The sequence below is a fragment of the Pseudidiomarina salilacus genome (assembly GCF_047323925.1).
GTDB lineage: Bacteria > Pseudomonadota > Gammaproteobacteria > Enterobacterales > Alteromonadaceae > Pseudidiomarina > Pseudidiomarina salilacus.
In genome coordinates this window covers 1-23,348 of record NZ_CP178753.1, presented here as the reverse complement: position 1 = coordinate 23,348, position 23,348 = coordinate 1, and the positions used below count along the sequence as shown (strand labels likewise).

Here is a 23,348-nt window from a genome sequence, read left to right as displayed (position 1 = left end):
TTATTGTTACATCAGTTAACGACTGACTACCTTAATTATTGAGGATTATAATGATGGCCACGAAAACAGTATTCATAAATGGTGACCGCGTTTACCTCGAACCTGATGTACATGTTGATAACGGGTCCCGAACGCTGGAGCTAAGACCCAATCTTTTCATCGTCAAAGTTTCAGACCTAGAAATCACTCGACAGTATTGTTGTCACAGGCTTCGATTATCAAGAAATGTTCATAATGCATCGGTCTTATCGACGGAAGTAGAAGCCGACCGGAGAGTTCATCATTCTATTAGTTGTTCTATTAAGCAACGTAGCTATTTAAACTCTATTCAAGTCGCCCGAAAAACGGATTCAGAAGATGATTTTTTTACGTTATTACCCGTAAAAGATAATCTTGAGATTGTTCTGGAGGAGAAAGTCTGTAAGGAGTCAGATAGAAAAAAGGAAATAGAAGGCTTCGCTATGTGTGATTATTTGGACGGAGAGCTGAAACTATTGATCAACTTGCAAATAGGTTCTACGGAGCTTCAAGAGCTATTAAGGCTGATCGAAAGCGGTAGTGTCCACAATTTATATATAAAGTTTCTCGTTGAGTCTTTCAACCTTTCACATTCCAGCGGTGAGGCACCGTATTCGTTAATGGTGATGGAAAATGAATTTGGTTCGACACGACTTCTAAGCGTAGATGCTACTAGCACAACCTCAACGTTGGCAACTTTGAACGAACTAAATACTGAACGAGAAATTCAGACAACATCCGATAGATTAGGTGAAGAATCAGATAGTATTATCAGCGTTTTATCTGATATAAATCGTTCAGTAAATCAGCTAGCTAAGTCATCCAGATTAGTCTATCTCATACTCGGCATATTGGTTGTGGTGATCGGTTGGACTCTCTAATTCTTCAGTACATCACTGAGACAAGCGCAATATACAGCAATTAACCTTTATTACTCTGAGAGCATCGTTCATCCTGTCTTATCTACGCACCAAATACGCGAATGAATCGAGAAGCGATCGTTGCCGTTAACAATCTTATTTCTCGTGCTGTTGTGCTCGCGCGCAACTTATATATTCTCAGTCATTCATACCCTCAACAAAGCCTATTTGATACCCGTGCTCAAAGTCGGATTCAGGGTCACCAAATCCTTTTAGTGGCTGTATAGGACAAATAGGAACGATTGGCCTTAAGGTCGTATTATTGGCTTTTTGATAACCAGCAACATATCCCCGTTCAAATCCTGCACAGAACTGTGCGGTAGAAGCTAAAACTTCGGAAACAAAAATTGCTAAGGCGATGGTCAACGTAATGTATAACGATTTTTTCATTTGAAATCCTACCTCAATTTTATTGAAAGTGGTTTTATTGCAGTAAAGGCTAATTAGTTTAAAATCATGTTAGTCTAAAGTGTGAAAATGGTAAAGTATGACCTGAGCATAAATGAGCCAAGTCAAAGAAAGATTCAAGTGATAAGAAATATCATCACCTAAGTATCGATTTAACTACTAGCTATCCGATTGGATGAACATATGGATTCAGATAAAGAACTCGATATTACGATTTATGAAGATATCAGACATCTCACAAACTTATTGAATACGCCTGATACCAAGAATGCTGACATAAGAAACTCTGTTCATATACTGAGAAGGCTTTTGATTCATAATGACCTTCAGAAGTCTGCAAATTCTCGTAAATTTGAACTCGTAATTGATGCGCCCGACGTGAAACCCTTCGTGAAGGCGACTAGATATGGATTGTTAGAGTTTTATCAGGCTGGGGGAGCTAACGTTTTGGGTGTCTACGTTTCTGGCTCAATGGTTGCCAAAGGGCAAAGTCATAGGCTAAACAGAATAATGAGAGACCATCATCCGGAAAACTCGGTTCCTTTAAAGATTGGAAGTTTCCTCAGGCAGCAGTGTTTTTCACTGAAAGGTGAGTTTGTTACTCGAGAGGACGTGATAAAGTACGTTGCAAATAAAGCGGGTAACGCACACTTTGACCGAAAGGGCAGAGATACTGTTATTGACAAAATCAGAGGATCTTGTGAAATCCGTTTAACAGAAGAGGGATACCCATCGTTTGGCTTCAACTTTGATGCTTTCGAAAATGATGATTTTAGTTTCAATCCTGACCCAAGGAACATTGACCCAGTCTTTATAGAGGTTGCGGCTACTGCTAAATATTTGGTGGAAAGCGAACGTATCAAAGAATATTGTAAATTATTAGAAGCTGAGCATGCCTAGTTGACAATTATTGTAGGCAGTTTCTCATGGATTTGGAGTATTCCTTGGTAATAGGTAAGCACTCTATGAAGAAAATGTGAACGCAAAGAGGAGCTCCACAAGCGAGGAGAGGCGCTTTGCGTTCGCACATAGCTCTACAGGGAGCCGATATAAATGGATGATAAGCTAAGCCGTTTACTTCAAGTCACTTCTAGCATATATGATTTAGGTGAAGAACAGGCCGATGATTTTTCTAAGCTGCTAGATGAAAACGCTGAAGGTCGAAAAAGACTAAATCAGATGCTTACTAGCTGGTCGCATTGGTATTCACTAACGAGCGCGGAATTTAGGATCGTTTCAGCTTGTGTGATGGGCATGGGAGGTATTCTTTCTGAGTCATCGAAAAAAGGTAACCGAGTGGACGCGAATTTGGCATTCGCTGAAAAAATACCAGACTTTGAGCTATCTCTGGACGACGCAACGGCATCGTTAGGGTTAGGAGAAGATGAGACCCAAAGGCTAATCTTACAAGTCTTTTTCGCAAACCATTACTCACAGTTAGCCTTAGCAAGGCGAAATCGCTCTCTGAACGTTATGCTCGAACAGATCCGCGAAAGAGTCGATGATTATATCGAGATAGTATTTGAAGCCGTTTGTATAGACCCTTCGGTAGTTAGTAATCTTGAAGTTGCGAATCTTATTGCTCAATGGACTGTGGCGAATAATCGCGAAAACCTCGACAAACTTGCAAAGGCCGTTGCTGGAAAGTATCCAAGAGGCAAGCGCGATGAAAGCTTAGATAAGCATCGATTAATGACCACTGCGCTTGAAGAATTCACGGGGTCCGTGACTCCTGAAACTGTCGACGATATGAATCAACTTCTTAAATTATTGCACGAAGGCGAAGACCCAATAGAGGCGATAAAGTACCACCTGCGCATTCGAAAGAAAGATACAAGGAGGACGAGAGCGCATTCGTCCTCCTAAACATTACAGTTTATATGCATAAAGTAAGAAACCTCATACAAAACCTGAGGTTTCTGCAATGTCTAAAAATGAGCCAATCCAAAAAAACACTGACGACGATAATCTGTTTGCTTCGGAGAAGGAAACGGATTTCGTTGTCGATGCCAATCTAGCCGACGAGCAGGGTGCGCCACCTTGTAACACAGCACCCCCAAAATACCACCAAACCCGAATTATCCGATCTGGAATCGACAGCCTTTATCTGTCGTTTCGCGGCGAAGTACGTTCAGGGCTCCTAAGTCAGCTCCAAGAAAAGAAAGAAATAGCTAAGGGCGGGCGGCGCAGCGGAAAGGCAGTTGCCGCGCTGCGCCTCGCTAACATACCTTTTAAGGTTCACGCCAAAGGTCAGGGCATGCATCCTTTTGTCATCTCAAATGGCCATTTTCGGCTTCGTGTTGCAGGAGAAAATGCAGGTAAGGTTCCTCCGCTGTATGTGGAGATATCAAGCGAACTACTTTCCTGCTGTGGCTATGAATCGTCACTTCAGGCAGCCAGAGAGTTAGCTGATTCGTTATTAAAGAATGCCGATAATGGCTCCGTAAGTCGGATTGATTTATGTGTTGATTTTACCAGTAAGATTGATTGGCAAGGCATCGATGCTAAACGCTGGCGTTGTCGTTCGAATTATCGTGCCTTCTACTTAGAATCTGATCAACTGCTCGGAAATGTCTTCGGTCAATCTGGTGAGGTCTCTGCGCGCTTATATAACAAAACCAAAGAGATCGAGAAGTCAGAGAAATTCTTCTTCAAAGAGTTATGGCAGCAAAATGGCTGGAATGGTGAAAGCTCTGTCTGGAGGCTTGAGTTCCAGTTACGCCGCGAAGCGTTGAAGTCCAGCCAGTCACTCGATCCCGACTTTATCACCGAGCTTTTCAATTCATTGTGGCGCTATTACACCACACAATGGTTGTCGCTCTGTGACATCAATCCAAACGATAGTAATCGCTCACGTTGGCCGCTTGCTGCTGAATGGCGAACACTTTCAAAGGCCAAGTTTACGCGGCACCCTGTGGAAGATATTCACCGTCTGAACTTTGAGTGTATACCGAGCGATGAATCCATCTTTGTCGGTGCCACAGGCTATCTAACGAGCTTCATGGTCAAGTATGAGTACAAGTCGTTAGCAGAAGCGCTTGCTGCTTATTCTGAACATGCCAGAAGCTACTTCAAATCTGCGGAGAACAAACACACTTCATTCGATGCTTATGTCGAGAAAAAGGTCGCAGAAAAACAAGTAAAGTTCGTCAAACTGGGCGATTTGCTGGAGTCGGAGAAATGAGCCATGAAAACCTACGACCTTCACCAAGCAGCAAAGTACTTGTGTATGTCCGCGTCCCATTTGGGCGAACTCGCTCGCAGTCGGCGTATCAAAGCCGCAAAGCCTGGCAAGCGTTGGGTGTTCCTCGAGAAAGACCTTGTGGAATATCTGGATGCCTTATATTCTTTCGGTGTGAACACGCCGCAACAAGGTTGTGATGAGGAGGAATCATCATGGCATTGTACAAACGTGGGAACCTCTGGTGGACTCGCTTCACGGCACCAAACGGAGAGAGAGTATCGCGCTCTACTGGCACCGAAGAAAAGAAGCGGGCACAAGAGTATGAAGACCACCTAAAGAGCGAAGCTTGGCGGGTGTATAAACTGGGAGAAAAACCACGTCGCACATGGAAAGAAGCCGTTGTGCGCTGGTTACAAGAACGAGCCAGCAAAGCCGATGCAAAGAAAGATTTAGGCAAGCTTCGTTGGCTCGATAACTATCTCGGCACTTTGTACCTTGATGAAGTCAATCGTGATGTGGTCGATGCGATGAAGCATAAACGCTTGGAGATCGCTTCAACCAGTACCGCAAATCGTTACCTAGCACTCATTAGAGCGATTTTACGGGCGGCACGTGACGAATGGGAATGGATCGATCATATTCCCGCTATCAAGCTCTATAAGGAGCCGACCAAACGAATACGTTGGTTACGACCCGACGAAGCACAGCGATTATTAAGTGAATTACCGCGTCATTTGCAGTTAATGGCCATCTTTTCACTAGCAACAGGCTTACGGCAATCAAACGTGAGTTACCTGCGCTGGGATCAAGTTGACTTAGAACGCGGTTATGCATGGATCCATCCCGACGAGTCAAAATCAGGTCGGGCGATCAATGTACCATTGAATAACGATGCGCTGGCAGTCTTGCATGAAGTGCAGGGCGAGGATAACGACTACTGTTTTGTCTATCAGGGCAAGCCAGTTGAACGTACCTCAACCAAAGCATGGCATGCAGCACTGAAACGAGCGGGTATTGAAAATTTTCGTTGGCATGATTTACGCCATACATGGGCAAGCTGGCATGTGCAAAACGGTACAAGCTTACAGGAATTGCAGGAGCTTGGCGGTTGGGCATCTTTTGAGATGGTGTTGCGTTATGCACACTTGGCGAAAGGGCAGCTGAAACGTGTAGCAAACAACGTGGGCGGTACAATTGGTACAAATCTGGTACAAAGCCAGAAAGTAAAAAGCCCCGCTGTTTCCAGCGAGGCTTTTCGAATAATGGTGCCCAGAGGCGGAATCGAACCACCGACACGGGGATTTTCAATCCCCTGCTCTACCGACTGAGCTATCTGGGCAACGGGGCGTATTAAACGAGTTTTTCGGCTTCGAGTCAACCGCTTTTTAGCGATTTTCGACCGTTTGCTCAGTAAATACGCAGTTTGACTAGTTTTACGCCTTTAAGTAGGTGCTACCCGCCAAACATTTTTCGTAGTAGTCAGTCCAGCGTACGCCCTCACGCGGTGCAATGTGACCTTTACGAACTTCACGGTCAATGAACTTCTTCACGGTTTTGGCCATAAAGTCCGTGTTGTACTGCATGGTTTCGAGCACTTTCTCGGCCGATGTGCCTGGAACCACTTCTTCGATGTAAAAATCGCCTGGCTCATCGTCGTGGCAGTAAATGTGCACTTCAGTTAAGCGGCCAAACAAGTTGTGCATATCGCCCATGACGTCTTGGTAGGCGCCGGTTAGGAACATGCCCACGTAGTAGTCTTGGTCTTTGTGCAGCGCGTGCATCGGAATGTTGTCGCTGATTTCAGTGCCTTCAATGTATTTCGATAGTTTGCCGTCGCTGTCGCAGGTGATGTCAACAATTGAGCAGCGCACTTCGGGACGCTCATTCAAGCGACTGACCGGTACGATTGGTAACACTTGACCAATCGCCCAAGTATCGGCGGCCGACTGGAAAATCGAGAAATTACACAGGTACTGGCTCGCCAGCATGTCTTCGAGTTCTTCCAGTTCTTGAAAGACGAAGGCTTCGCGGTCCAGTGAGTCATGAATCTCGGTCAAAATCTGCCAGTACATGGTGTCGAGCTTGGCCATCTCATCGAGCGATAAGATACCCAGTTTGAAAGCCTCATAAGCGCTCTGTTTGAACGAAGCTGCATCGTTATAGCGTTCTTGTGGGTGCATGTCATTGGTGTGCACCAGCTCGCGCATGTTGCTTACCAAAATATGCTCACCCTCGCTGGCGCCGATATCAAACTTAGCGCCAGTGTTCTTGATTTCACCAACGATGTTGGTCACCACACAACTATGGTGCGCGGTAATGGCACGGCCACTTTCGCTCACTAGGTTAGGGTGGGGCACTTGCTCAAGATCACAGATCTGTTTGACGCCGTAGACGACGTCAGCAACGTATTCTTCGGTCGAGTAGTTACGCGACGAGTCAGTGGTTGAGCTGGTACCGTCGTAATCGATACCCAAGCCACCACCGATGTCTAAATATTCAAGCGGCACACCTTCTTGTACCAGCTTGGCGTACAAGCGCGCGCCTTCAGAAACCGCTTCTTTGACCTTGCGGATATCTGACATCTGGCTGCCAATGTGGAAGTGCAATAACTTGCAGCACTCAAGCATGTCTTCGCGCTTGAGCAGCTCGATGATGTTGAGAATCTCAGTGATGCTCAGGCCGAATTTGGCGCGATCGCCACTCGAGCCTGCCCATTTGCCAGAGCTGCGTACCATCATTTTGCTACGCAGGCCAATCATCGGTTGCACACCGAGCTTTTTCGCTAATGGGATCAGCATTTCAAGTTCGCTGAACTTTTCGATAACGATGATCATTTTGCGTCGCAGCTGGCGGCCCAACAGCGCAAGTGTCAGGTAGTCTTCATCTTTATAACCGTTGAGCACGGTCAGTGCGTCCGGGTTTTCGTTGTACGCGAGAACTGCCATGAGCTCGGGCTTTGAACCTGCTTCAAGGCCATAATTATAGGGTTCACCGGCGTCGATGATCTCTTCGACGACTTCACGCATCTGGTTCACTTTAATCGGGAACACGCCACTGTATTTACCAGTGTAGTTGGCTTCTTCGATGGTTTTCGCGAAGCATTCGTTCAAGATTTCAACTTGTGAGCGCAGAATGTCGTGAAACCGAATGACCGCTGGAAATTGAATGCCTTCGGCACGGATCTCGTCAATCACGTCTTTCATATCGATAGTGACATCTGGTATCCGATGGTTCGGTGCGATTTGAATATTTCCGTTGTCGCCAATCGAAAAGTAACCTGCGCCCCAACGGTTTACACCGTAGAGCTCTTCGGCATCGTCAATGGTCCAAGTGGTGTTTTCATTTACCATTAGCTTGCACCTTTTTCATTCAAAACGATCAGGAGTTCACGAACGATTTTCGCCGCAAACACATCAGAGTTGCCGGTTGGGTCAATCTCTGGCGACAGTTCGACGACATCAGCGCCGACTAGATTTTTACCACGCAAAATTTTCATTAAGCTGACGTACGAGTGGAAGTCTTCGCCACCCGGTTCTGGCGTACCTGTGCCTGGCAAAAATGCCGGGTCAAAATAATCCAAATCAAGCGTCAAATAAATCGGACGGTCAGCAGCAATGGCTGCGACGCTGTCGAGAAAGTCCTTGCGCGAAGTGCGAATGGTTTTGTGCTCACGCATGTATTGATATTCTTCGCGGGTGCCAGAGCGGATACCGTACTGGATCAATTCGTGGTTCGGGCCAAAATGGTCCAGCGAGCGACGAATAATCGACGCGTGCGAGTAGTGATAGCCCAAGAAGCCATCACGTAGGTCAGCATGCGCATCAAGATGCAACAGTACTAAGTCTGGGTATTGCTGCAGGTATTTACGAATCGGCGCATAAGAGATCGAGTGCTCACCACCTAGAGTCAGCACACGAACATTGTGAGCAGCTAAATCGACTGGACCGAACAGTGCATCAAATTGATCCGTTGCATGTTGCCATTGACCTTCAATGTCACCACCAGTGCCGAGCGATAAGTTACCTAAATCGTAAAAGCTATGATCGTGTAGGTCAGCATCAAGATACGGCGAATAAGATTCGATATCTTCTGAGACCGCGCGCAGGCCGTCGGGGCCATTTCGCGTGCCTTTACGAAAACAAGCTGTTCCGTCAAAACCAAAGCCAATCACGTGCGTTGCATGGGCATGCACCTGTTTGTCAGTATGGGCGCCAAAGAATTCGCGTACCGGCTGAATGGTCTGAATGTTTACGGCAGTTACCGCGTCAGTTTGCTGTTGAGTCAAGGTCAATCACCTCCGTTATTGCAACAGGGTATTGTGAAAATAAAAAGGGGCATATTATCTGCGTAAATGCCCCGAATTACTACACCCTTACAGCGGATTTATACGTGGTTTTTTCTTCACTGGATTGAATATTTCGTGCTGAATTCTGAGTAAGTTTTGATCGAGTGGGTTTTTCTTTTCCCAAGTATCACGCAGCGGCACTTCCACACACTGATTACCGCGGATACCTGCCATCACCCGGTGCTGACCTTTGAGGATCAATTCGACCGCATGCACACCCAGCTGTGAGGCTAGGATCCGGTCACTCGGAGCCGGCGCACCACCACGCTGAATGTGGCCAAGTAGGCACGGGCGACAAGGCAAGTGATATTCAGCTTCTAACTGCTCTGCTAACGCCACTGCGCCACCGGGCCATTGGTGTTCGCTAAGCACCATGACATAACTACCTTCACCACGAATCTCTTGCACTTTTTGAATGTGCTTCACCAACGCCGGAATCGTGAGCGGCTTATCTTTTTGCAGTTCGGGTAATACCATGCGCTCAGAGCCTGCCGCCATGGCACTGCCAAGGCCGATAAAACCTGCATCGCGACCCATGACTTCAACAATGAACACGCGGTCCATGGCATCTGCGGTGTCGCGGATTTTATCCAGAGCATCCATCGCAATCGCAACCGCGGTGGCATAGCCGATAGTGGCATCAGTGCCGTATAAGTCATTATCGATGGTACCAGGGACACCGATGACTTGACCGTGCCAATGATTGGCTAAATGGTCAGCACCGCGAAACGAGCCGTCACCGCCAATTACCACCAATGCGTCAATCTTGAGTGCATCGAGATTCGCGGCCGCTTGCTGTGCCGCCTCGACCTCTTTGAAACGCTGGCAGCGTGCGCTTTTAATCACCGTGCCTGAATACTGCAGCACATGCAGTACGTCTTTGGGTTTGATTTCGAAGTAGTCGTTCTCGAGTAAGCCTTTATAACCGTGGCGAAAAGCTATCACTTCGAGACCATAATGATCAGCGGCGAGCACGACCGCGCGCAACGCTGCATTCATTCCAGGCGCGTCACCACCACTGGTGAGCACCGCAATCCGTTGTATAGTTGGTTCAGACACGTACTGCTTACTCCTCTGCATTGCCTGTCTCGTTGAATTTGATAAGCTTATCTGACTGAACCTGAATAACAAGCGATAGAGCACATGAGTGACGAAAAAAAACCAAGCGTAAAGGCCATGCAAGCATGGGCTGAGCGTTGTTTGGCGAAGCAGGGTGCAACGTTAGATGTCGCACAAGCGATGGCACAGCATTTGCTTGCCGGCGATCTCATGGGCTTTCGCACCCATGGGTTACTGCGCTTGCGCTACAACTTGCAGGCGTTGGCAAAGGGCCAAACCCGTGGTGATGGGCAGGTGGCGGTACTTAGCAAGCGGGCGGCGCTCGAACTTTGGGATGCGCAACTGCTATCGGGCTTGTATGTCATGCCGCAAGCCGTCGCGCGTGCGATAGCTATGGCGCGTGATTACGGTACCGGCACGATCGTGGTGCGGCGTGCACAGCATGTTGCCGCGCTTGCCGTGTATCTCGAGCAAGCCACGGCAGCAGGCATGTTGATTCAGATGATGGCCAGTACGCCAGCGCAACAAGTAGTGGCACCGCACGGCGCCAAATCAGCATGCTTTTCGCCGAACCCGTTTGCGATTGGTGTTCCCACCACTCAGCAGCCGGTTTTGCTGGATATGAGTCTGTCGATGACCGCCGCCGGCAAAGTGCGCACCGCATTGGCCGAGGGCAAACAGTTGCCGTACCCAGCACTTATTACCGCTGACGGTGATTATACCTGCGACCCAGCAGCATTCACCGCGGAGCCGGCGGCCGTACTGGCAAGTCTAGGCGGCGCTGAGTTGGGTTACAAAGGTACCGGCTTGAACTTGTTCAGTGAGTTGTGGACCTTGGCGCTCAGTGATTACGGTCGCGACGATGCCCAAGCGAGTGATGCCGATGCCAATACTGTATGGATTCAGGTGATTGACCCAACGGCCATTCTTGCTGAAGGGGCCTTTCGACAGCAGGCTTCGGCCTTAGTGGCTGCGGTCAAAGCTGCGACGCCTATTGATGCGCAACAACCTGTACGCGTGCCCGGTGAGGGCGCGTTGGCGACACGAGAGCGCCAAGTGCAGCATGGCTTAGAATACAGTGCCGCCGTGTGGCGGCAACTGCAATGGTGTGCGGACTTCTGTGCTGAGCCTTTGCCGTAAAAAATTTACGGCTGTAAGCGCTCAATCAGCCAGCTAGCATCGCCCTGTAAGCGATAGACAAAGCGATCGTGCAAGCGATACTTGCCGCCCTGCCAAAATTCGAATACTTCTGGTTTGATGCGATAGCCGCCCCAAGTTTCAGGCATAGGAATGGTTTGCCCTTCATAGCGCTCAGTCAGTTCTAGATAACGGGCTTCGAGCTCGTCACGTCCAGCAATCGGCGTACTTTGACTCGACGCTAATGCACCCAACTGACTCGCGCGCGGGCGACTGTGGAAGTAGGCTTCACTGTGCTCACGCGCTAACTTTTCTGCACGACCTTCGATACGTACTTGTTGCTCTAACGCTAACCACGAGAAATGCATGGAAACCCATGCATTTTGCTCGATATTTTGTCCTTTTTGACTAGCGTAATTAGTGTAAAACACAAAGCCATCGTCGATGTCTTTGAGCAACACAATACGTTGGTGCGGACGTTGATCCGCGCCGCAAGTCGCCAAGGTAAACGCGGTGGGGTCAGGCAACGCTGCGGTCTGCTTGGCTTCAGCAAACCAAACGCTAAATTGCTGCATAGGATCATTATGCAGAGACTCGCGGGTCAATTGCGCGCGCTCATAATCGCGGCGTTCATCGTGCAGCTTCATGCTTACTCCTGAGTTTCGTTCGTGGTTTGCTCATATACCTGTTCGCCGGCAACATAAGTCGCAAGTACGTTGGCACGCCATAGTTTATCGCTACTTACCGCAAATGGGTCTTGATCTAGCACAATAAAGTCGGCCCATTTACCTGGCTCGATGCTGCCAAGTTGTTGCTCTTGACCACTGGCGTAGGCCGCATCAAGAGTGAAAGTACGCAATGCTTGTTCCAACGTCATGGCTTCGTGGGCATACCAACCACCTTGTGGCGCATTATCACGATCTTGACGCGTGACCGCAGCATGTACGCCAAAGAACGGATTTGACAGCTCTACTGGAAAGTCTGAGCCGGCAGCGACAATGGTGTCTTGCGCTAAAAAGGTCTGCCAAGCATAGGCGCCACGCATCCGTTCTTTGCCAAGGCGATCTTCCGCCATGTTTTTGTCTGAGGTCGCGTGCGTCGGCTGCATCGAAGCAATAATATCGAGCTCTTTAAAGCGTGGGATATCGTCTGGATGCACTACTTGCGCATGCTCCACACGGTGACGCAAATTCCGCCCGCCAATGGTTTCATATGCGCTGGCAAACTTATCAAGAGCGATGCGGTTAGCGCGGTCGCCAATAGCATGAATATTGATTTGGAAACCGTGCGGAATCACCAAGTTAAATAGTTGCTCTAAAACTTCTGGTTGGGTCACCAACAAGCCGCGCGTGTGGGCCGCATCACTGTAAGGTTCAATCAGTGCAGCGCCACGGCTACCTAGCGCACCGTCGGTATATATCTTGACGCTGCGTACGGTCAAACTGTCGTCAGCCGTAGTGATAGGGCCATTTGCCAGTAGCTCCGGAAGCTTAGGTTCAGTAGCGCTCAACATCGCATAGACGCGGACCGGCATCTCACCTGCGGCTGCTAATTGTTGATAGACCTCGAGATTAGCGGCATCAACGCCAGCATCGTGTACGCCCGTGATACCCTCGGTTACCAAGTGTGCAAAGGCGGTTTTTAAGGCTTTTTCAATGTAGCTCGCATCTTTGGCCGGAAGCTTGCTCTCAACTAATGCCATCGCATTGTCGATCAGCACGCCAGTAGGCTCACCGCTATCGTCACGAATGATCTCGCCACCTTCAGGGCTCACCGTTTCAGCAGTGATACCGGCTAATTCCAGTGCTTTACTATTGGCCCAGCCAGCGTGGCCATCAACGCGGGTTAACCACACCGGTTGGTCTGCGAAAAATTCATCGAGACTTTGGCGTGAAGGAAACGCCCGCACGTCCCAGTTTTCTTGGTTCCAACCGCGACCAATCGCCCACTCAACGGTTTGATCACGATAAAAATCTGCGACGCGTTGCACTGCATCGGCTTCAGAAGTGGCATCGCGAACGTCAGCCTGCATTAAGTTCTCGCCGAGTCCTAGCATGTGCCCGTGAGCATCAATGATGCCAGGCAGCAAGGTTTTGCCGGCCAAATCGACCTTGCGGTCAATCTCGCGTGGAACCTGTTGTTGAATGCTCGCAACACTACCGATTGCTGAGACTTTGCCATCAATGACTAGCAACGCTTCAAATTGCTTTAACTCAGCATTGTTGCCCGGCTCACCGCTTAAGGTATAGCCAGTGAAGTTATGATAAAGCACGGTGTCCGCCATGACCGTCGAACTATGGCTGGCAGATAGGCCCAATAAAAGTGTTGCTAACATGGAAGTCACAATTCTCATTCTATTATCCTCAGCTTTTTCGCTGTTCTAGTTGTTTTGTTTAGTCATGTTTAACAAATATTTACAATTGACCAACAGTTTTGTTTTCAAATTTGCCGTATCTGTGTAAACTTGAACATCTAACGTTACTGATAACCAATTAGATTAAAAGTAATTCGTATTTAATTTTGTTGTGGGGCCCTCATGAAAATCCTCATTATCGATCCGCAGTTTTTCACGCGCGCTGGTCTGATTAACTTATGTACTAGTTTTAGCGCTGATCTATCGATCTTCGAGTGTCCGACGTTTGATCTCGCGACCGAATACCTCCAACACAGTGACCAGTATAATTTAATTTTCTTGGATATGGATTTGCCAGACGCAGAAATCCGACCGTCTCTCGCATTAATCAAGAAATACGTACCAACCGCGCATATTGTTTTATTTTGTTGGTCACGGCCAATGTCGGAAATTCGCCAAGCGTTAAGTGCTGGTGTTCGCAGTTACCTGCCTAAAGACGCGACTGCGGAAGATGCCAAATTGGCAATTCGGGCGCTGATGAAAAACGATCGCTACCTACCTGACGAATCGCGCCTGAATGAAGTTGCACCGCGTGCCTCACAAGCAGAAAGTTTCTTGTCACCACGTCAGCTAGAAATTATGCAATTATTAGCGCAAGGTCTGTCGAACAAAGAAATTGCAACCATTCTTGGAATTACTGAAGGCACCATACGCGTGCATTTATCTGCTATCTTTAAAGCCATTAAAGTTTCGAACCGAACAGAAGCTACTTTGTGGTATCTGTTAAGGCAAAAACGTTTAGTGAGCTGAGATGCAACTTGAAGATCTATTAAAATCCCTCGAACAACACCAGCACGCACCGACCGAAAAATGGAATCCGCCCTACTGTGGTGAAATTCCCATTCATATTGATGCCGATGGCCAATGGCACTATCAAAACTCACCAATAAAACGCGAGCGTTTGGTAAAGCTCTTCGCTTCAGTGTTGGTCTGTGAAGACGGTGAACATTTCCTTGTCACTCCCGCCGAAAAAGTCAAAATTAGCGTTGCCGATGCGCCGCTTATGGTAGTTGCTTGGCAAGAAGTTGCCGATGGCGATCAGCCACTCATTCAAGTGGTCACGAATATTGGTAGTCGCTATCCCTTATCCGCTGATTATCCGTTGGTTGTGGTGAACGGTTTGCCGTATGTCGAACTTGATCATGGTCTGCGTGCGAAGATTCATCGTAATGTTTATTATCAGTGGGTCGAACGCGCAGAGCTAGATGAGACCTCTGGTGTCGCATGGCTGCACAGCGGAACCGAGCGTTTCGCACTAGGACAAATTTAAGCGCGCTATTTGCTCACCGCATTAGGCTGCTATATCATGCGCAGCTTAGTTGAGCGCAGAGGTAAACACGCCCTATGAAACCGATCACCGTTGCGATTGCGCAATTGGATTTTACTGTTGGCGCGATTAAGCGTAACACCGAAACCATGTTGCATTGTCTTGGGCAGCATGAAGATGCTGATATCGTTGTATTCCCTGAGCTTGCAGTGACCGGCTATCCACCGGAAGATTTGCTGTTTCGCAGCGATTTTGAGCAGTTGGTGAGTGATGCTTTGACGCGCATAGCTGATGCCGCGCAACAGCAGGTGGCGATTGTGGGTCACCCACAACGCGTGGGCAGCGAGCTATTCAATAGTGTTTCGGTGTTGCATCGTGGCAAATGTCTTGCTCGTTATCATAAGCAACGTTTGCCTCAGTACGGCGTGTTCGACGAGCAGCGTTATTTTATTCCTGGGCATGAAGCTTGTGTTTTTGACTGGCAAGGACATCGTATCGGTGTGCTGGTGTGTGAAGACCTATGGCATCCAGAGCCACTCAAGCGCACCCGTGAAGCCGGCGCCGATTGGATAGTGTCGTTGAATGCCTCCCCCTATGAAGTCGACAAGCACGAACAACGTCTGCATGTGTTGCAGCAACGGGTGCATGAAAGCGGTTTGCCTATTGTTTACGTCAACAATTGTGGCGGCCAGGACGAGTTGGTGTTTGATGGTCATTCTATGGTCGTTAATAGCGATGGCCAAGTGGTTGCAGAACTGCCCCATTGTCAGCCCACAATCGCGTTAGTGCGTTTTGAAGCGACTGGAATTCGTCCACTCGACGCAGTTCACTCACCGCAACCCACAGCTGAAGGTAAAGCAGAAATAACTACCCAGCGGCTCGAGCAGGTGCGACAAGCATTAGTGTTAGCGATTCGAGACTATGTCACTAAGAATGGCTTCAAAGGCGTGACCTTAGGCTTGTCGGGTGGGATTGATTCCGCACTTACAATGGCGCTTGCGGTTGAGGCTTTAGGTGCCGCTGCAGTGCACGCAGTGATGATGCCGTTTCGTTACACCTCGAAGATGAGTCTTGAAGATGCCGAGCAACAAGCGCGCACGCTCGGCGTGAAATATGATGTGATTGCAATCGAGCCGATTTATGAGAGCTTTCTGCAACAACTTGCACCGCAGTTAGCGGATCATAGTCCTGATGTGACCGAAGAAAATCTGCAAGCGCGCAGCCGTGGTGTATTGCTCATGGCATTATCGAATAAAACTGGTTCATTGGTGCTGACCACGGGTAATAAAAGTGAGTTAGCAGTCGGTTACTGCACTCTTTATGGCGATATGTGTGGTGGCTTTGCGCCTATTAAAGACGTCCCCAAAACCATGGTGTTCGCGCTATCACGCCATATCAATAGCAGCGCGGGCGAACAGCTTATTCCGCAGCGTGTGATTGAGCGCCCGCCGTCAGCCGAGCTGGCGCCGGGACAAACGGACCAAGATAACCTGCCAGACTACGAGGTGCTTGATAAAATCATCTCGCTCTACGTTGAGCAAGATTGGGCACCGAGTGAAATTGTCGATGCCGGTTTTAGTCAAGCAGATGTCTTGCGTGTTGTGCGACTGATTGATATTAATGAATACAAACGTCGACAAGGCGCCGTCGGCCCGAAAATAACGTCGCGTAATTTCAACAAAGATCGGCGCTACCCGATAACCAACCATTTTCGTTATGAAATGGAACGCCAACTGACTACAGAGGCTCGGCATGAAAAAAATTGAAGCGATCATTAAACCTTTTAAATTGGACGACGTTCGCGAAGCATTATCCGAAGTGGGTATTGCCGGTATGACCGTTTCAGAAGTTAAAGGTTTTGGCCGCCAAAAAGGGCACACGGAACTGTATCGTGGTGCTGAATACATGGTCGACTTTTTACCAAAAGTAAAATTGGAAATTGTGGTTGCCGACGACCAAGTTGAAGCCTGCATTGACGCCATCATGGAAACCGCACAAACGGGTAAAATTGGCGACGGGAAAATCTTTGTGAGTACGATTGAACGCGTTATTCGTATTCGTACTGGCGAGGAAAACGAAGACGCCGTCTAATGGACGGCGTCTGCTCGGTTTACTTTATAGGTAATCACTATTCGGGAAGTTGCTCTGCAACGTCGCGATAGCGCCGTCGCGTAATTCGTTGAGACCTAACCGGTCATAGGCTTGCGCCATAATCGCTAGTGCTTGCTCGGTTTCCGGAACATCAGCATAATTCTCGATGATATGACGACCACGGTTTGCGGCTGCTAACCATGCTTCGCGCTTAATGTAATATTCCGCTACCGCAAGTTCATATTGCGCCAACCGCGATTTAATCGCCACCATGCGTTGTTGCGCATCAGCAGTGTACTTTGAATCTGGAAAGCGGCGAATCAACGAAGCAAAATCATTGAATGCTTCTTCTGCTTTGCTCGGATCGCGGTCAGTACGGTCGATACCTACGATTTCTTGAACAAAATTAGAGTCTGCTCGATGATTCACCAAACCTCGCATATACATCACGTAATCAAGGTTCGGGTGATTCGGGTTTAACTGCATGAAGCGGTCGATTTCAGCGAGTGCTTGTTCGATGTCACCGATTTTGTAGTACACATAAATCCGATCCATTTGTACCTGATGGGCAAATGGACCAAATGGGTAACGTGTCGCATGTTGCTGCAATATTTCTTGTGCGGTATTGAAATTACCTGACGCGATATTGCGTTGCGCCCGCTCATATAATGCCTCAGCATCATTTAACACGGCATCGGAAATTTCTTCATCAGGGGAGCTCGAGCACGCACTTAGCATGACCGATAGCGCTAAAAGCAAACTAATACGCAGTTTCATAAGTAGCTTATCTAATCTCTGTTCGGTTAAATTTTTGGTGCATAGCGCGCCAAACAGGTACACTAATCACTTCGAAGTTGCTTGCATTCTATCGCAGCATTAGCTGCTTTCACAGGTCCAAAATTTATTTTATGAGTGAACACATTGAATTAACGGATACGGTCCCTGCTTCTTGCAACGGCAAACGCTTGGACCAAACACTTGCCGAGATGTTCCCAGACTACTCGCGATCGCGCATTAAAACTTGGATTACCGATGGTGGCGTCGTCGTTGATGGCAAGGTTATCGATAAGCCACGCGAGAAAGTTGTCACGGGTATGCAAGTAAGTGTGCGGGCTGAATTACAAGAAGAGCAACGCTTCACGGCGCAACCCATTGCGCTTGAGATTGTTTATGAAGATGACCACATTTTGGTGATCAATAAGCCTGCTGGTTTAGTCGTTCATCCTGGCGCTGGTACTCCAGATGGCACCTTATTGAATGCATTGTTGCACCATTTTCCGGCTATCGATCAAGTGCCGCGTGCGGGTATCGTGCACCGACTGGATAAGGACACCACGGGTTTGATGGTGGTTGCGAAGACGATTCCGGCACAAACCCACCTAGTTGCCGCGATGCAAGAGCGCGAAATCACCCGTGAATACGAAGCCGTGTGCAATGGTTCGATGACCGCTGGTGGTATGGTTGAAGAAGCTATTGGTCGTCACCCAACCAAGCGCACCCACATGGCGGTGGTTGCGACCGGCAAACCGGCTATCACGCATTATCGTATCGTCGAGCGTTTTCGTAGGCATGCGCACCTGCGCCTGCGCTTAGAAACCGGTCGGACGCATCAAATTCGCGTACACATGGCACACATTCGTCATCCATTGGTGGGTGATTTCACCTATGGTGGACGTCCGCGGCCACCGCAAAATGCCAGTCCGGAATTACTCGAATACTTGCGTGGCTTTAAACGCCAGGCGCTGCATGCAGCAAGATTGTCGTTACATCACCCCATTACGGGTGAGTGGTTGAGTTGGGATGCCCCAACCCCTGATGACTTTGTACAACTGCTGGAATTATTGCGGGCCGACCGCAAAGCGCACTTGAATGACTGAACCTGACTTGCCCTTGCGTCCGAATTGGCGCTTGCCTGATGGTATTTGCGCGGCGATCTCCACGGTCACCGCGCCTGGAAATGTCGCGGTGCATGTTGGCGATGACCCTGCAAAGGTGCTGCTACGTCGCCGACACTTGCAACGCAGCTTGCAGCTGCCGCAGGCGCCTAAATGGTTGCGGCAACAACACACCACTTACGCAGTTTGCGCTGAGCACTCGAGCGCGGGGGTGGTGGCCGATGCTATTTGGTCTACGCAGGGAGAGGTCTGCGCTGTGTTAACAGCCGATTGTTTGCCGATTCTACTGTGTAGTGAAGATGCCTCCGTAATTGCCGCCCTTCATGCCGGTTGGCGTGGGTTGGCAAACGGTATTATTACCCGTACGGTGGCACAGTTGCCGGTTTCGCCAGCGCGTCTGCGTGCCTATATCGGCCCAGCTATTACTCAGCCACATTTTCAAGTCGGCAGCATTGTCTATGACGCCTTTGTGGCTCAAGGTCTTGCCGATAGCCGTAGCTTTCTGCCCGACGGCGAAGACAAGTGGCGTGCGGATTTGCCCTTACTTGCCGAGCGCATGCTGCATCGCGTTGGCATTAGTCATGTTACCCAAAGTGGTCTGTGTACCTACAGTGATGAGCGCTTTTACTCCTACCGACGCGATCCAAACTGCGGTCGTATCGCAACTTTGATCTGGAACAATAAAAATCACGTGCCCTCTTGAAACTGATTAAATAATACCCACATGAGTAGTCAGGAAATAGCTGATTGCTTGTGAGGTATTAAAATCATGCGATTCGACAAACTTACCAATAAATTTCAACTCGCGATTGCCGATGCGCAATCGTTGGCGTTAGGCCGTGACCATCAATTCATTGAGCCGGTACACGTTATGCTGGCGCTGCTTAATCAAGATGGCGGCACCTTGCGTCCGCTACTGACTTATTTACAAATAGACAGTAACCAATTACGCGCGGCATTGACCGAAGCGCTTGATAGCTTGCCGCAGGTAGAAGGCACCGGCGGTGAAGTACAAGTGTCTGCAGCCACCGGCACCTTGCTGAACCTGTGCGACAAATATGCGCAGAAACGTAAAGATCAATTTATCTCGTCTGAGCTTTTTGTCTTAGCGGCAACTGAAGACAAAGGAAAACTCGGTGACTTGCTCAAACGCCTAGGGGTGACGCGGGACAAAGTTGAGCGCGCAATTGAACAAGTAAGAGGTGGTGAAGCGGTGCAAGATCAAAACGCGGAAGATCAACGTCAGGCGTTGGATAAATACACCATTGATTTAACCGAGCGCGCGGAGCAGGGCAAACTTGACCCAGTTATCGGTCGTGACGATGAAATTCGCCGCACCATCCAGGTGTTGCAACGCCGCACCAAAAACAACCCAGTACTGATTGGTGAGCCTGGTGTGGGTAAGACCGCCATTGTTGAAGGTCTAGCGCAACGTATCGTCAACGGTGAAGTACCAGAAGGCTTGAAAAACAAGCGTGTTCTCTCGCTCGATCTTGGTGCTTTATTAGCGGGCGCGAAATATCGCGGTGAATTCGAAGAGCGCCTAAAGGCCGTTTTGAATGAGCTAAGTAAGGAAGAAGGACGCGTTGTGCTGTTTATCGATGAATTGCATACCATGGTCGGTGCTGGCAAAGCTGACGGTGCGATGGATGCGGGCAATATGCTGAAGCCGGCTCTAGCGCGAGGTGAATTGCATTGTGTCGGTGCCACGACTCTGGATGAATATCGTCAATATATTGAAAAGGATGCAGCGCTGGAGCGACGTTTCCAAAAAGTGTTGGTGGACGAACCTAGTGTTGAAGACACCATTGCCATTTTGCGTGGCTTAAAAGAACGCTACGAAGTTCATCACTCGGTGCAAATCACTGATCCAGCGATTGTCGCAGCGGCAACTTTGTCACATCGTTATATCAGCGACCGGCAGTTACCTGACAAAGCCATCGACTTGATCGATGAAGCAGCGTCGAGTATTCGCATCCAAATTGACTCTAAACCGGAAGACTTGGATCGCTTAGAGCGCCGCATCATCCAGTTGCAGCTAGAGCAAAAGGCGCTGCAAAAAGAGAACGATGAAGCGAGTAAAAAGCGCTTAGAGTCTTTGGAAACCGAATTGCAAGACCAGCAACGTAAATACGCTGAGCTAGAAGAGGTTTGGTTAGCAGAAAAAACGGCGGTGCAGGGTGCGCAAAACATCAAAGCGCAGCTAGAGCAAGCGAAAACTGATATGGAAATTGCGCGCCGTGCTGGCGATCTAAACCGCATGTCAGAATTGCAGTATGGCAAAATTCCAGAGCTGGAGCGCCAACTTGCGCGTGCTGAAGCCGCTGAAGATCAAGAAATGTCGCTGTTGAAGAACAAGGTGACGGATGAGCAAATTGCTGATGTTCTGTCACGTTGGACAGGTATTCCAGTTAGCAAAATGCTGGAAGGCGAGCGCGAGAAGCTACTGAAAATGGAAGAACAGTTGCACCAGCGCGTAGTTGGGCAAGAGGAAGCGGTTAATTCAGTTGCGAACGCCATCCGACGTTCACGCGCTGGCTTATCCGATCCGCAACGACCGATTGGTTCGTTCCTGTTCCTTGGGCCAACTGGGGTTGGTAAAACTGAACTGTGTAAATCGCTGGCGCACTTCTTGTTCGACACTGAAGACGCAATGGTGCGCATCGACATGTCAGAGTTTATGGAGAAACACTCGGTTTCACGTTTAGTCGGTGCACCTCCAGGTTATGTTGGTTACGAAGAAGGAGGCTACCTAACGGAAGCCGTTCGTCGTCGTCCATACTCGGTGATTCTGCTGGATGAAGTCGAAAAGGCGCACCCAGATGTGTTCAATATCTTGTTGCAAGTACTTGACGACGGTCGCCTCACTGATGGTCAAGGTCGTACGGTCGATTTTCGTAACACGGTGATTATCATGACTTCGAACTTGGGTTCTGACGTAATCCAAGAAAAAGCTCATGAGCAAAACTATGAGCAAATGAAAGACGCGGTGATGGAAATACTTGTTCATCACTTCCGTCCAGAGTTTCTCAACCGTGTGGATGAGACGGTGGTGTTCCATCCGTTAGCCAAATCGCAAATTCGCGCAATTGCAGAAATTCAGTTGCAACGTTTATACAAGCGTTTGGCTGAGCGTGACTATAAAGTCGACTTGAGTGAAGCTGCACTAGACCACCTAGCAGCGGCTGGTTTTGACCCTGTGTATGGTGCACGACCATTGAAGCGTGCAATTCAACAGGAGATCGAGAACCCGTTGGCGCAGCAATTACTGTCCGGAAAACTATTACCTGGTCAGGTCATCAAAGTCGACTACGATGGTCAGCAAATCAGCATAAGCCAGTAACAAGGGCACACTAGCTGCGATGAATCTCTATTTATCGCAGCTAACCTGCTGTGCTATCCTCTTCGGTCTCGAATTCGAAAACTAGGATGGTCTCATGCCAAATACTCCGTCGACAAAGAACCGCGGTATCTTTTTACTGCCAAATTTATTGACCACTGCAGGTTTATTTTCAGGGTTCTTTGCCATTGTCGCATCTATGAACAATCAGTTTGAGTCTGCCGCTATCGCCATTTTCGTCGCTATGGTATTCGACGGATTAGATGGTCGCGTGGCACGTATGACCAACACTGAGAGTGACTTCGGTGCAGAATATGACAGCATGGCGGACATTGTGTCATTCGGCATGGCGCCGGCACTGGTGATGTACAACTGGGCGTTGTCAGACTTAGGCAAGTTTGGTTGGTTAGCTGCGTTTATTTTTGTCGCTGGTGGGGCGCTGCGTTTGGCGCGCTTCAATACCAACTTGGGAACATCTGATAAGCGTTATTTCCAAGGGCTTGCCATTCCAAGTGCTGCAGCCATTGTAAGTGGTCTCGTATGGGTCGGTAGTAAATACCAAGTAGATCCGAACTCCATTAGTTACCTTGCCGCGATTCTAACTATCTGTGCTGGTTTGCTTATGGTCAGTAATTTCCGCTATCACTCCTTTAAAGATGTTGATTGGCGCGGTCGCGTTTCTTTTGTGGTGATTTTGATTATCGTACTCGCCTTTGTGGTAGTAGCGACGGAACCTTCATTAGTACTGTTTAGTATTTTCTTCTTGTACGCACTATCTGGGCCTATTCTCACCATTCGTTCGGTCAGTCGCTTAGAATTAAAGCATGTCGTTGGCGACACCGATGAAGAATGCGAAGCAGTGAAAGCTGCCGATAAGAAAGAAGCAGATGCGAAAGAAACCGCAAAAACGGCGCAAAAGAACGACAAAAAAGACACATCCGAGTAAAAACTAAGCGATCAAACGAAAAACGCAAAAAAGATCTTGCGCGGTGGTAAATGATCCTTATAATTCGCCGCCGTTGTCACCCAAGACCTAGTCAACGGAGATAACGGCCAGCGGCGCGCAGCGCCTGAAAAAAAGATCCAAAAGGATCTTGACGCTGGCAAGGGAAAGCGTAAAATACGCATCCCGCTTCACGAAAGAAGCAACGCTCTTTAACAATTTATCAAGCCAAGCAAACTGTGTGGGCACTTACCGGATTCAGGCAGAGAAAGCATCTTCGGATGCAACAAGTATCCTTCTTTTAACGAAGGGGATACACCTGACTGAT

General features: G+C 48.6%; 21 protein-coding genes, 1 tRNA gene and 1 pseudogene. 15 read left to right on the top strand and 8 right to left on the bottom strand.

Translation table 11 applies throughout. From position 1 onward, the window contains the following. Positions 1–50: 50 nt before the first annotated feature. Positions 51–899 carry a hypothetical protein gene (locus ACJ8W9_RS11620; RefSeq protein WP_411361153.1) on the top strand — a complete coding sequence of 283 codons (849 nt, stop codon included), beginning with the start codon at positions 51–53 and terminating at the stop codon, positions 897–899. Positions 900–1,076: 177 nt separating this feature from the next. On the opposite strand, the gene ACJ8W9_RS11615 is transcribed toward ACJ8W9_RS11620, so the two are convergent. Further along, positions 1,077–1,328 carry a hypothetical protein gene (locus tag ACJ8W9_RS11615; RefSeq protein WP_411361152.1) on the bottom strand — a complete coding sequence of 84 codons (252 nt, stop codon included), beginning with the start codon at positions 1,326–1,328 and terminating at the stop codon, positions 1,077–1,079. A gap of 201 nt (positions 1,329–1,529) precedes the next feature. Between ACJ8W9_RS11615 and ACJ8W9_RS11610 the strand changes: the two genes are divergently transcribed. From ACJ8W9_RS11610 to ACJ8W9_RS11590, 5 genes and pseudogenes are all read left to right on the top strand, one after another. Beyond that, positions 1,530–2,246 (top strand): hypothetical protein, encoded by a 717-nt coding sequence (locus ACJ8W9_RS11610; RefSeq protein WP_411361151.1) that lies wholly within the window; start codon positions 1,530–1,532, stop codon positions 2,244–2,246. Between the two features lie 153 nt (positions 2,247–2,399). After that, entirely contained in the window at positions 2,400–3,212 is an 813-nt protein-coding gene (locus tag ACJ8W9_RS11605; RefSeq protein WP_411361150.1) for a hypothetical protein, read from the top strand. Between the two features lie 58 nt (positions 3,213–3,270). Continuing rightward, positions 3,271–4,530 carry a hypothetical protein gene (locus ACJ8W9_RS11600; protein ID WP_411361149.1) on the top strand — a complete coding sequence of 420 codons (1,260 nt, stop codon included), beginning with the start codon at positions 3,271–3,273 and terminating at the stop codon, positions 4,528–4,530. Between the two features lie 3 nt (positions 4,531–4,533). Next, the gene (locus ACJ8W9_RS11595) at positions 4,534–4,866 is read left to right on the top strand and encodes a helix-turn-helix domain-containing protein (RefSeq protein ID WP_411361148.1); all 333 of its coding nucleotides are present in this window, start codon (positions 4,534–4,536) and stop codon (positions 4,864–4,866) included. After that, a pseudogene (locus ACJ8W9_RS11590) lies at positions 4,749–5,750 on the top strand (tyrosine-type recombinase/integrase); the annotation flags it as partial. The gene ACJ8W9_RS11595 and the pseudogene ACJ8W9_RS11590, both read left to right, overlap by 118 nt. Positions 5,751–5,793: 43 nt before the next feature. On the opposite strand, the gene ACJ8W9_RS11585 reads toward ACJ8W9_RS11590, so the two are convergent. From ACJ8W9_RS11585 to ACJ8W9_RS11570, 4 genes are all read right to left on the bottom strand, one after another. Further along, positions 5,794–5,869 (bottom strand) — tRNA-Phe (locus tag ACJ8W9_RS11585). A gap of 94 nt (positions 5,870–5,963) precedes the next feature. Beyond that, entirely contained in the window at positions 5,964–7,880 is a 1,917-nt protein-coding gene (speA, locus tag ACJ8W9_RS11580; RefSeq protein ID WP_411361147.1) for a biosynthetic arginine decarboxylase, read from the bottom strand. Continuing rightward, positions 7,880–8,815, bottom strand: a complete 936-nt coding sequence (speB, locus tag ACJ8W9_RS11575; protein WP_411361146.1) for an agmatinase — start codon at positions 8,813–8,815, stop codon at positions 7,880–7,882. Before speB ends, speA begins: the two co-directional genes overlap by 1 nt. A gap of 87 nt (positions 8,816–8,902) precedes the next feature. Then, positions 8,903–9,934 (bottom strand): ATP-dependent 6-phosphofructokinase, encoded by a 1,032-nt coding sequence (locus ACJ8W9_RS11570; protein WP_411360396.1) that lies wholly within the window; start codon positions 9,932–9,934, stop codon positions 8,903–8,905. An 84-nt stretch (positions 9,935–10,018) separates the two neighbouring features. Here ACJ8W9_RS11570 and ACJ8W9_RS11565 point away from each other — a divergent pair, with 84 nt between their 5' ends. Next, positions 10,019–11,074 carry an Ldh family oxidoreductase gene (locus tag ACJ8W9_RS11565; protein ID WP_411360397.1) on the top strand — a complete coding sequence of 352 codons (1,056 nt, stop codon included), beginning with the start codon at positions 10,019–10,021 and terminating at the stop codon, positions 11,072–11,074. Positions 11,075–11,079: 5 nt separating this feature from the next. Here the strand turns inward: ACJ8W9_RS11565 and pdxH are convergent, their stop codons facing one another. Together pdxH and ACJ8W9_RS11555 are read right to left on the bottom strand one after the other, a co-directional pair. Then, positions 11,080–11,718, bottom strand: a complete 639-nt coding sequence (gene pdxH / locus ACJ8W9_RS11560) for a pyridoxamine 5'-phosphate oxidase (RefSeq protein WP_411360399.1) — start codon at positions 11,716–11,718, stop codon at positions 11,080–11,082. Positions 11,719–11,720: 2 nt separating this feature from the next. Then, entirely contained in the window at positions 11,721–13,406 is a 1,686-nt protein-coding gene (locus tag ACJ8W9_RS11555; RefSeq protein WP_411360400.1) for an amidohydrolase, read from the bottom strand. 201 nt (positions 13,407–13,607) lie between these two features. Between ACJ8W9_RS11555 and ACJ8W9_RS11550 the strand changes: the two genes are divergently transcribed. The 4 genes from ACJ8W9_RS11550 to glnB all read left to right on the top strand — a co-directional run bounded on the left by ACJ8W9_RS11550 (position 13,608) and on the right by glnB (position 16,842). Continuing rightward, positions 13,608–14,234, top strand: coding sequence for a LuxR C-terminal-related transcriptional regulator (locus ACJ8W9_RS11550; protein ID WP_411360401.1), 627 nt, complete (start codon positions 13,608–13,610; stop codon positions 14,232–14,234). 1 nt (position 14,235) lies between these two features. After that, positions 14,236–14,754 carry a DUF1285 domain-containing protein gene (locus ACJ8W9_RS11545; RefSeq protein WP_411360402.1) on the top strand — a complete coding sequence of 173 codons (519 nt, stop codon included), beginning with the start codon at positions 14,236–14,238 and terminating at the stop codon, positions 14,752–14,754. A gap of 74 nt (positions 14,755–14,828) precedes the next feature. Next, positions 14,829–16,517 (top strand): NAD+ synthase, encoded by a 1,689-nt coding sequence (locus ACJ8W9_RS11540; protein WP_411361144.1) that lies wholly within the window; start codon positions 14,829–14,831, stop codon positions 16,515–16,517. Further along, positions 16,504–16,842, top strand: coding sequence for a nitrogen regulatory protein P-II (gene glnB, locus ACJ8W9_RS11535; protein ID WP_034734271.1), 339 nt, complete (start codon positions 16,504–16,506; stop codon positions 16,840–16,842). The genes ACJ8W9_RS11540 and glnB overlap by 14 nt, the downstream gene beginning before the upstream one ends. 24 nt (positions 16,843–16,866) lie before the next feature. Here the strand turns inward: glnB and ACJ8W9_RS11530 are convergent, their stop codons facing one another. Continuing rightward, positions 16,867–17,619 (bottom strand): outer membrane protein assembly factor BamD, encoded by a 753-nt coding sequence (locus ACJ8W9_RS11530; RefSeq protein WP_411360406.1) that lies wholly within the window; start codon positions 17,617–17,619, stop codon positions 16,867–16,869. A 131-nt stretch (positions 17,620–17,750) separates the two neighbouring features. On the opposite strand from ACJ8W9_RS11530, the gene rluD reads away from it, so the two are divergent. The 4 genes from rluD (at position 17,751) to pssA (ending at position 23,023) form a co-directional block, all read left to right on the top strand. Then, entirely contained in the window at positions 17,751–18,719 is a 969-nt protein-coding gene (gene rluD, locus ACJ8W9_RS11525; protein ID WP_411361143.1) for a 23S rRNA pseudouridine(1911/1915/1917) synthase RluD, read from the top strand. Next, positions 18,712–19,440, top strand: coding sequence for a peptidoglycan editing factor PgeF (pgeF, locus tag ACJ8W9_RS11520; protein WP_411361142.1), 729 nt, complete (start codon positions 18,712–18,714; stop codon positions 19,438–19,440). Before rluD ends, pgeF begins: the two co-directional genes overlap by 8 nt. Positions 19,441–19,506: 66 nt before the next feature. Next, entirely contained in the window at positions 19,507–22,080 is a 2,574-nt protein-coding gene (clpB, locus tag ACJ8W9_RS11515) for an ATP-dependent chaperone ClpB (RefSeq protein WP_411361141.1), read from the top strand. 94 nt (positions 22,081–22,174) lie between these two features. Continuing rightward, positions 22,175–23,023, top strand: a complete 849-nt coding sequence (pssA, locus tag ACJ8W9_RS11510; RefSeq protein ID WP_411360414.1) for a CDP-diacylglycerol--serine O-phosphatidyltransferase — start codon at positions 22,175–22,177, stop codon at positions 23,021–23,023. Positions 23,024–23,348: the final 325 nt, after the last annotated feature.

Bases quoted from the DNA above. Each gene is read 5' to 3' on its own strand.
- ACJ8W9_RS11620 (WP_411361153.1), top strand. From the start codon at position 51: ATGATGGCCACGAAAACAGTATTCATAAATGGTGACCGCGTTTACCTC.
- ACJ8W9_RS11615 (WP_411361152.1), bottom strand. From the start codon at position 1,328: ATGAAAAAATCGTTATACATTACGTTGACCATCGCCTTAGCAATTTTT.
- ACJ8W9_RS11610 (WP_411361151.1), top strand. From the start codon at position 1,530: ATGGATTCAGATAAAGAACTCGATATTACGATTTATGAAGATATCAGA.
- ACJ8W9_RS11605 (WP_411361150.1), top strand. From the start codon at position 2,400: ATGGATGATAAGCTAAGCCGTTTACTTCAAGTCACTTCTAGCATATAT.
- ACJ8W9_RS11600 (WP_411361149.1), top strand. From the start codon at position 3,271: ATGTCTAAAAATGAGCCAATCCAAAAAAACACTGACGACGATAATCTG.
- ACJ8W9_RS11595 (WP_411361148.1), top strand. From the start codon at position 4,534: ATGAAAACCTACGACCTTCACCAAGCAGCAAAGTACTTGTGTATGTCC.
- speA (WP_411361147.1), bottom strand. From the start codon at position 7,880: ATGGTAAATGAAAACACCACTTGGACCATTGACGATGCCGAAGAGCTC.
- ACJ8W9_RS11565 (WP_411360397.1), top strand. From the start codon at position 10,019: ATGAGTGACGAAAAAAAACCAAGCGTAAAGGCCATGCAAGCATGGGCT.
- pdxH (WP_411360399.1), bottom strand. From the start codon at position 11,718: ATGAAGCTGCACGATGAACGCCGCGATTATGAGCGCGCGCAATTGACC.
- ACJ8W9_RS11555 (WP_411360400.1), bottom strand. From the start codon at position 13,406: ATGTTAGCAACACTTTTATTGGGCCTATCTGCCAGCCATAGTTCGACG.
- ACJ8W9_RS11550 (WP_411360401.1), top strand. From the start codon at position 13,608: ATGAAAATCCTCATTATCGATCCGCAGTTTTTCACGCGCGCTGGTCTG.
- ACJ8W9_RS11545 (WP_411360402.1), top strand. From the start codon at position 14,236: ATGCAACTTGAAGATCTATTAAAATCCCTCGAACAACACCAGCACGCA.
- ACJ8W9_RS11540 (WP_411361144.1), top strand. From the start codon at position 14,829: ATGAAACCGATCACCGTTGCGATTGCGCAATTGGATTTTACTGTTGGC.
- glnB (WP_034734271.1), top strand. From the start codon at position 16,504: ATGAAAAAAATTGAAGCGATCATTAAACCTTTTAAATTGGACGACGTT.
- ACJ8W9_RS11530 (WP_411360406.1), bottom strand. From the start codon at position 17,619: ATGAAACTGCGTATTAGTTTGCTTTTAGCGCTATCGGTCATGCTAAGT.
- rluD (WP_411361143.1), top strand. From the start codon at position 17,751: ATGAGTGAACACATTGAATTAACGGATACGGTCCCTGCTTCTTGCAAC.
- pgeF (WP_411361142.1), top strand. From the start codon at position 18,712: ATGACTGAACCTGACTTGCCCTTGCGTCCGAATTGGCGCTTGCCTGAT.
- clpB (WP_411361141.1), top strand. From the start codon at position 19,507: ATGCGATTCGACAAACTTACCAATAAATTTCAACTCGCGATTGCCGAT.
- pssA (WP_411360414.1), top strand. From the start codon at position 22,175: ATGCCAAATACTCCGTCGACAAAGAACCGCGGTATCTTTTTACTGCCA.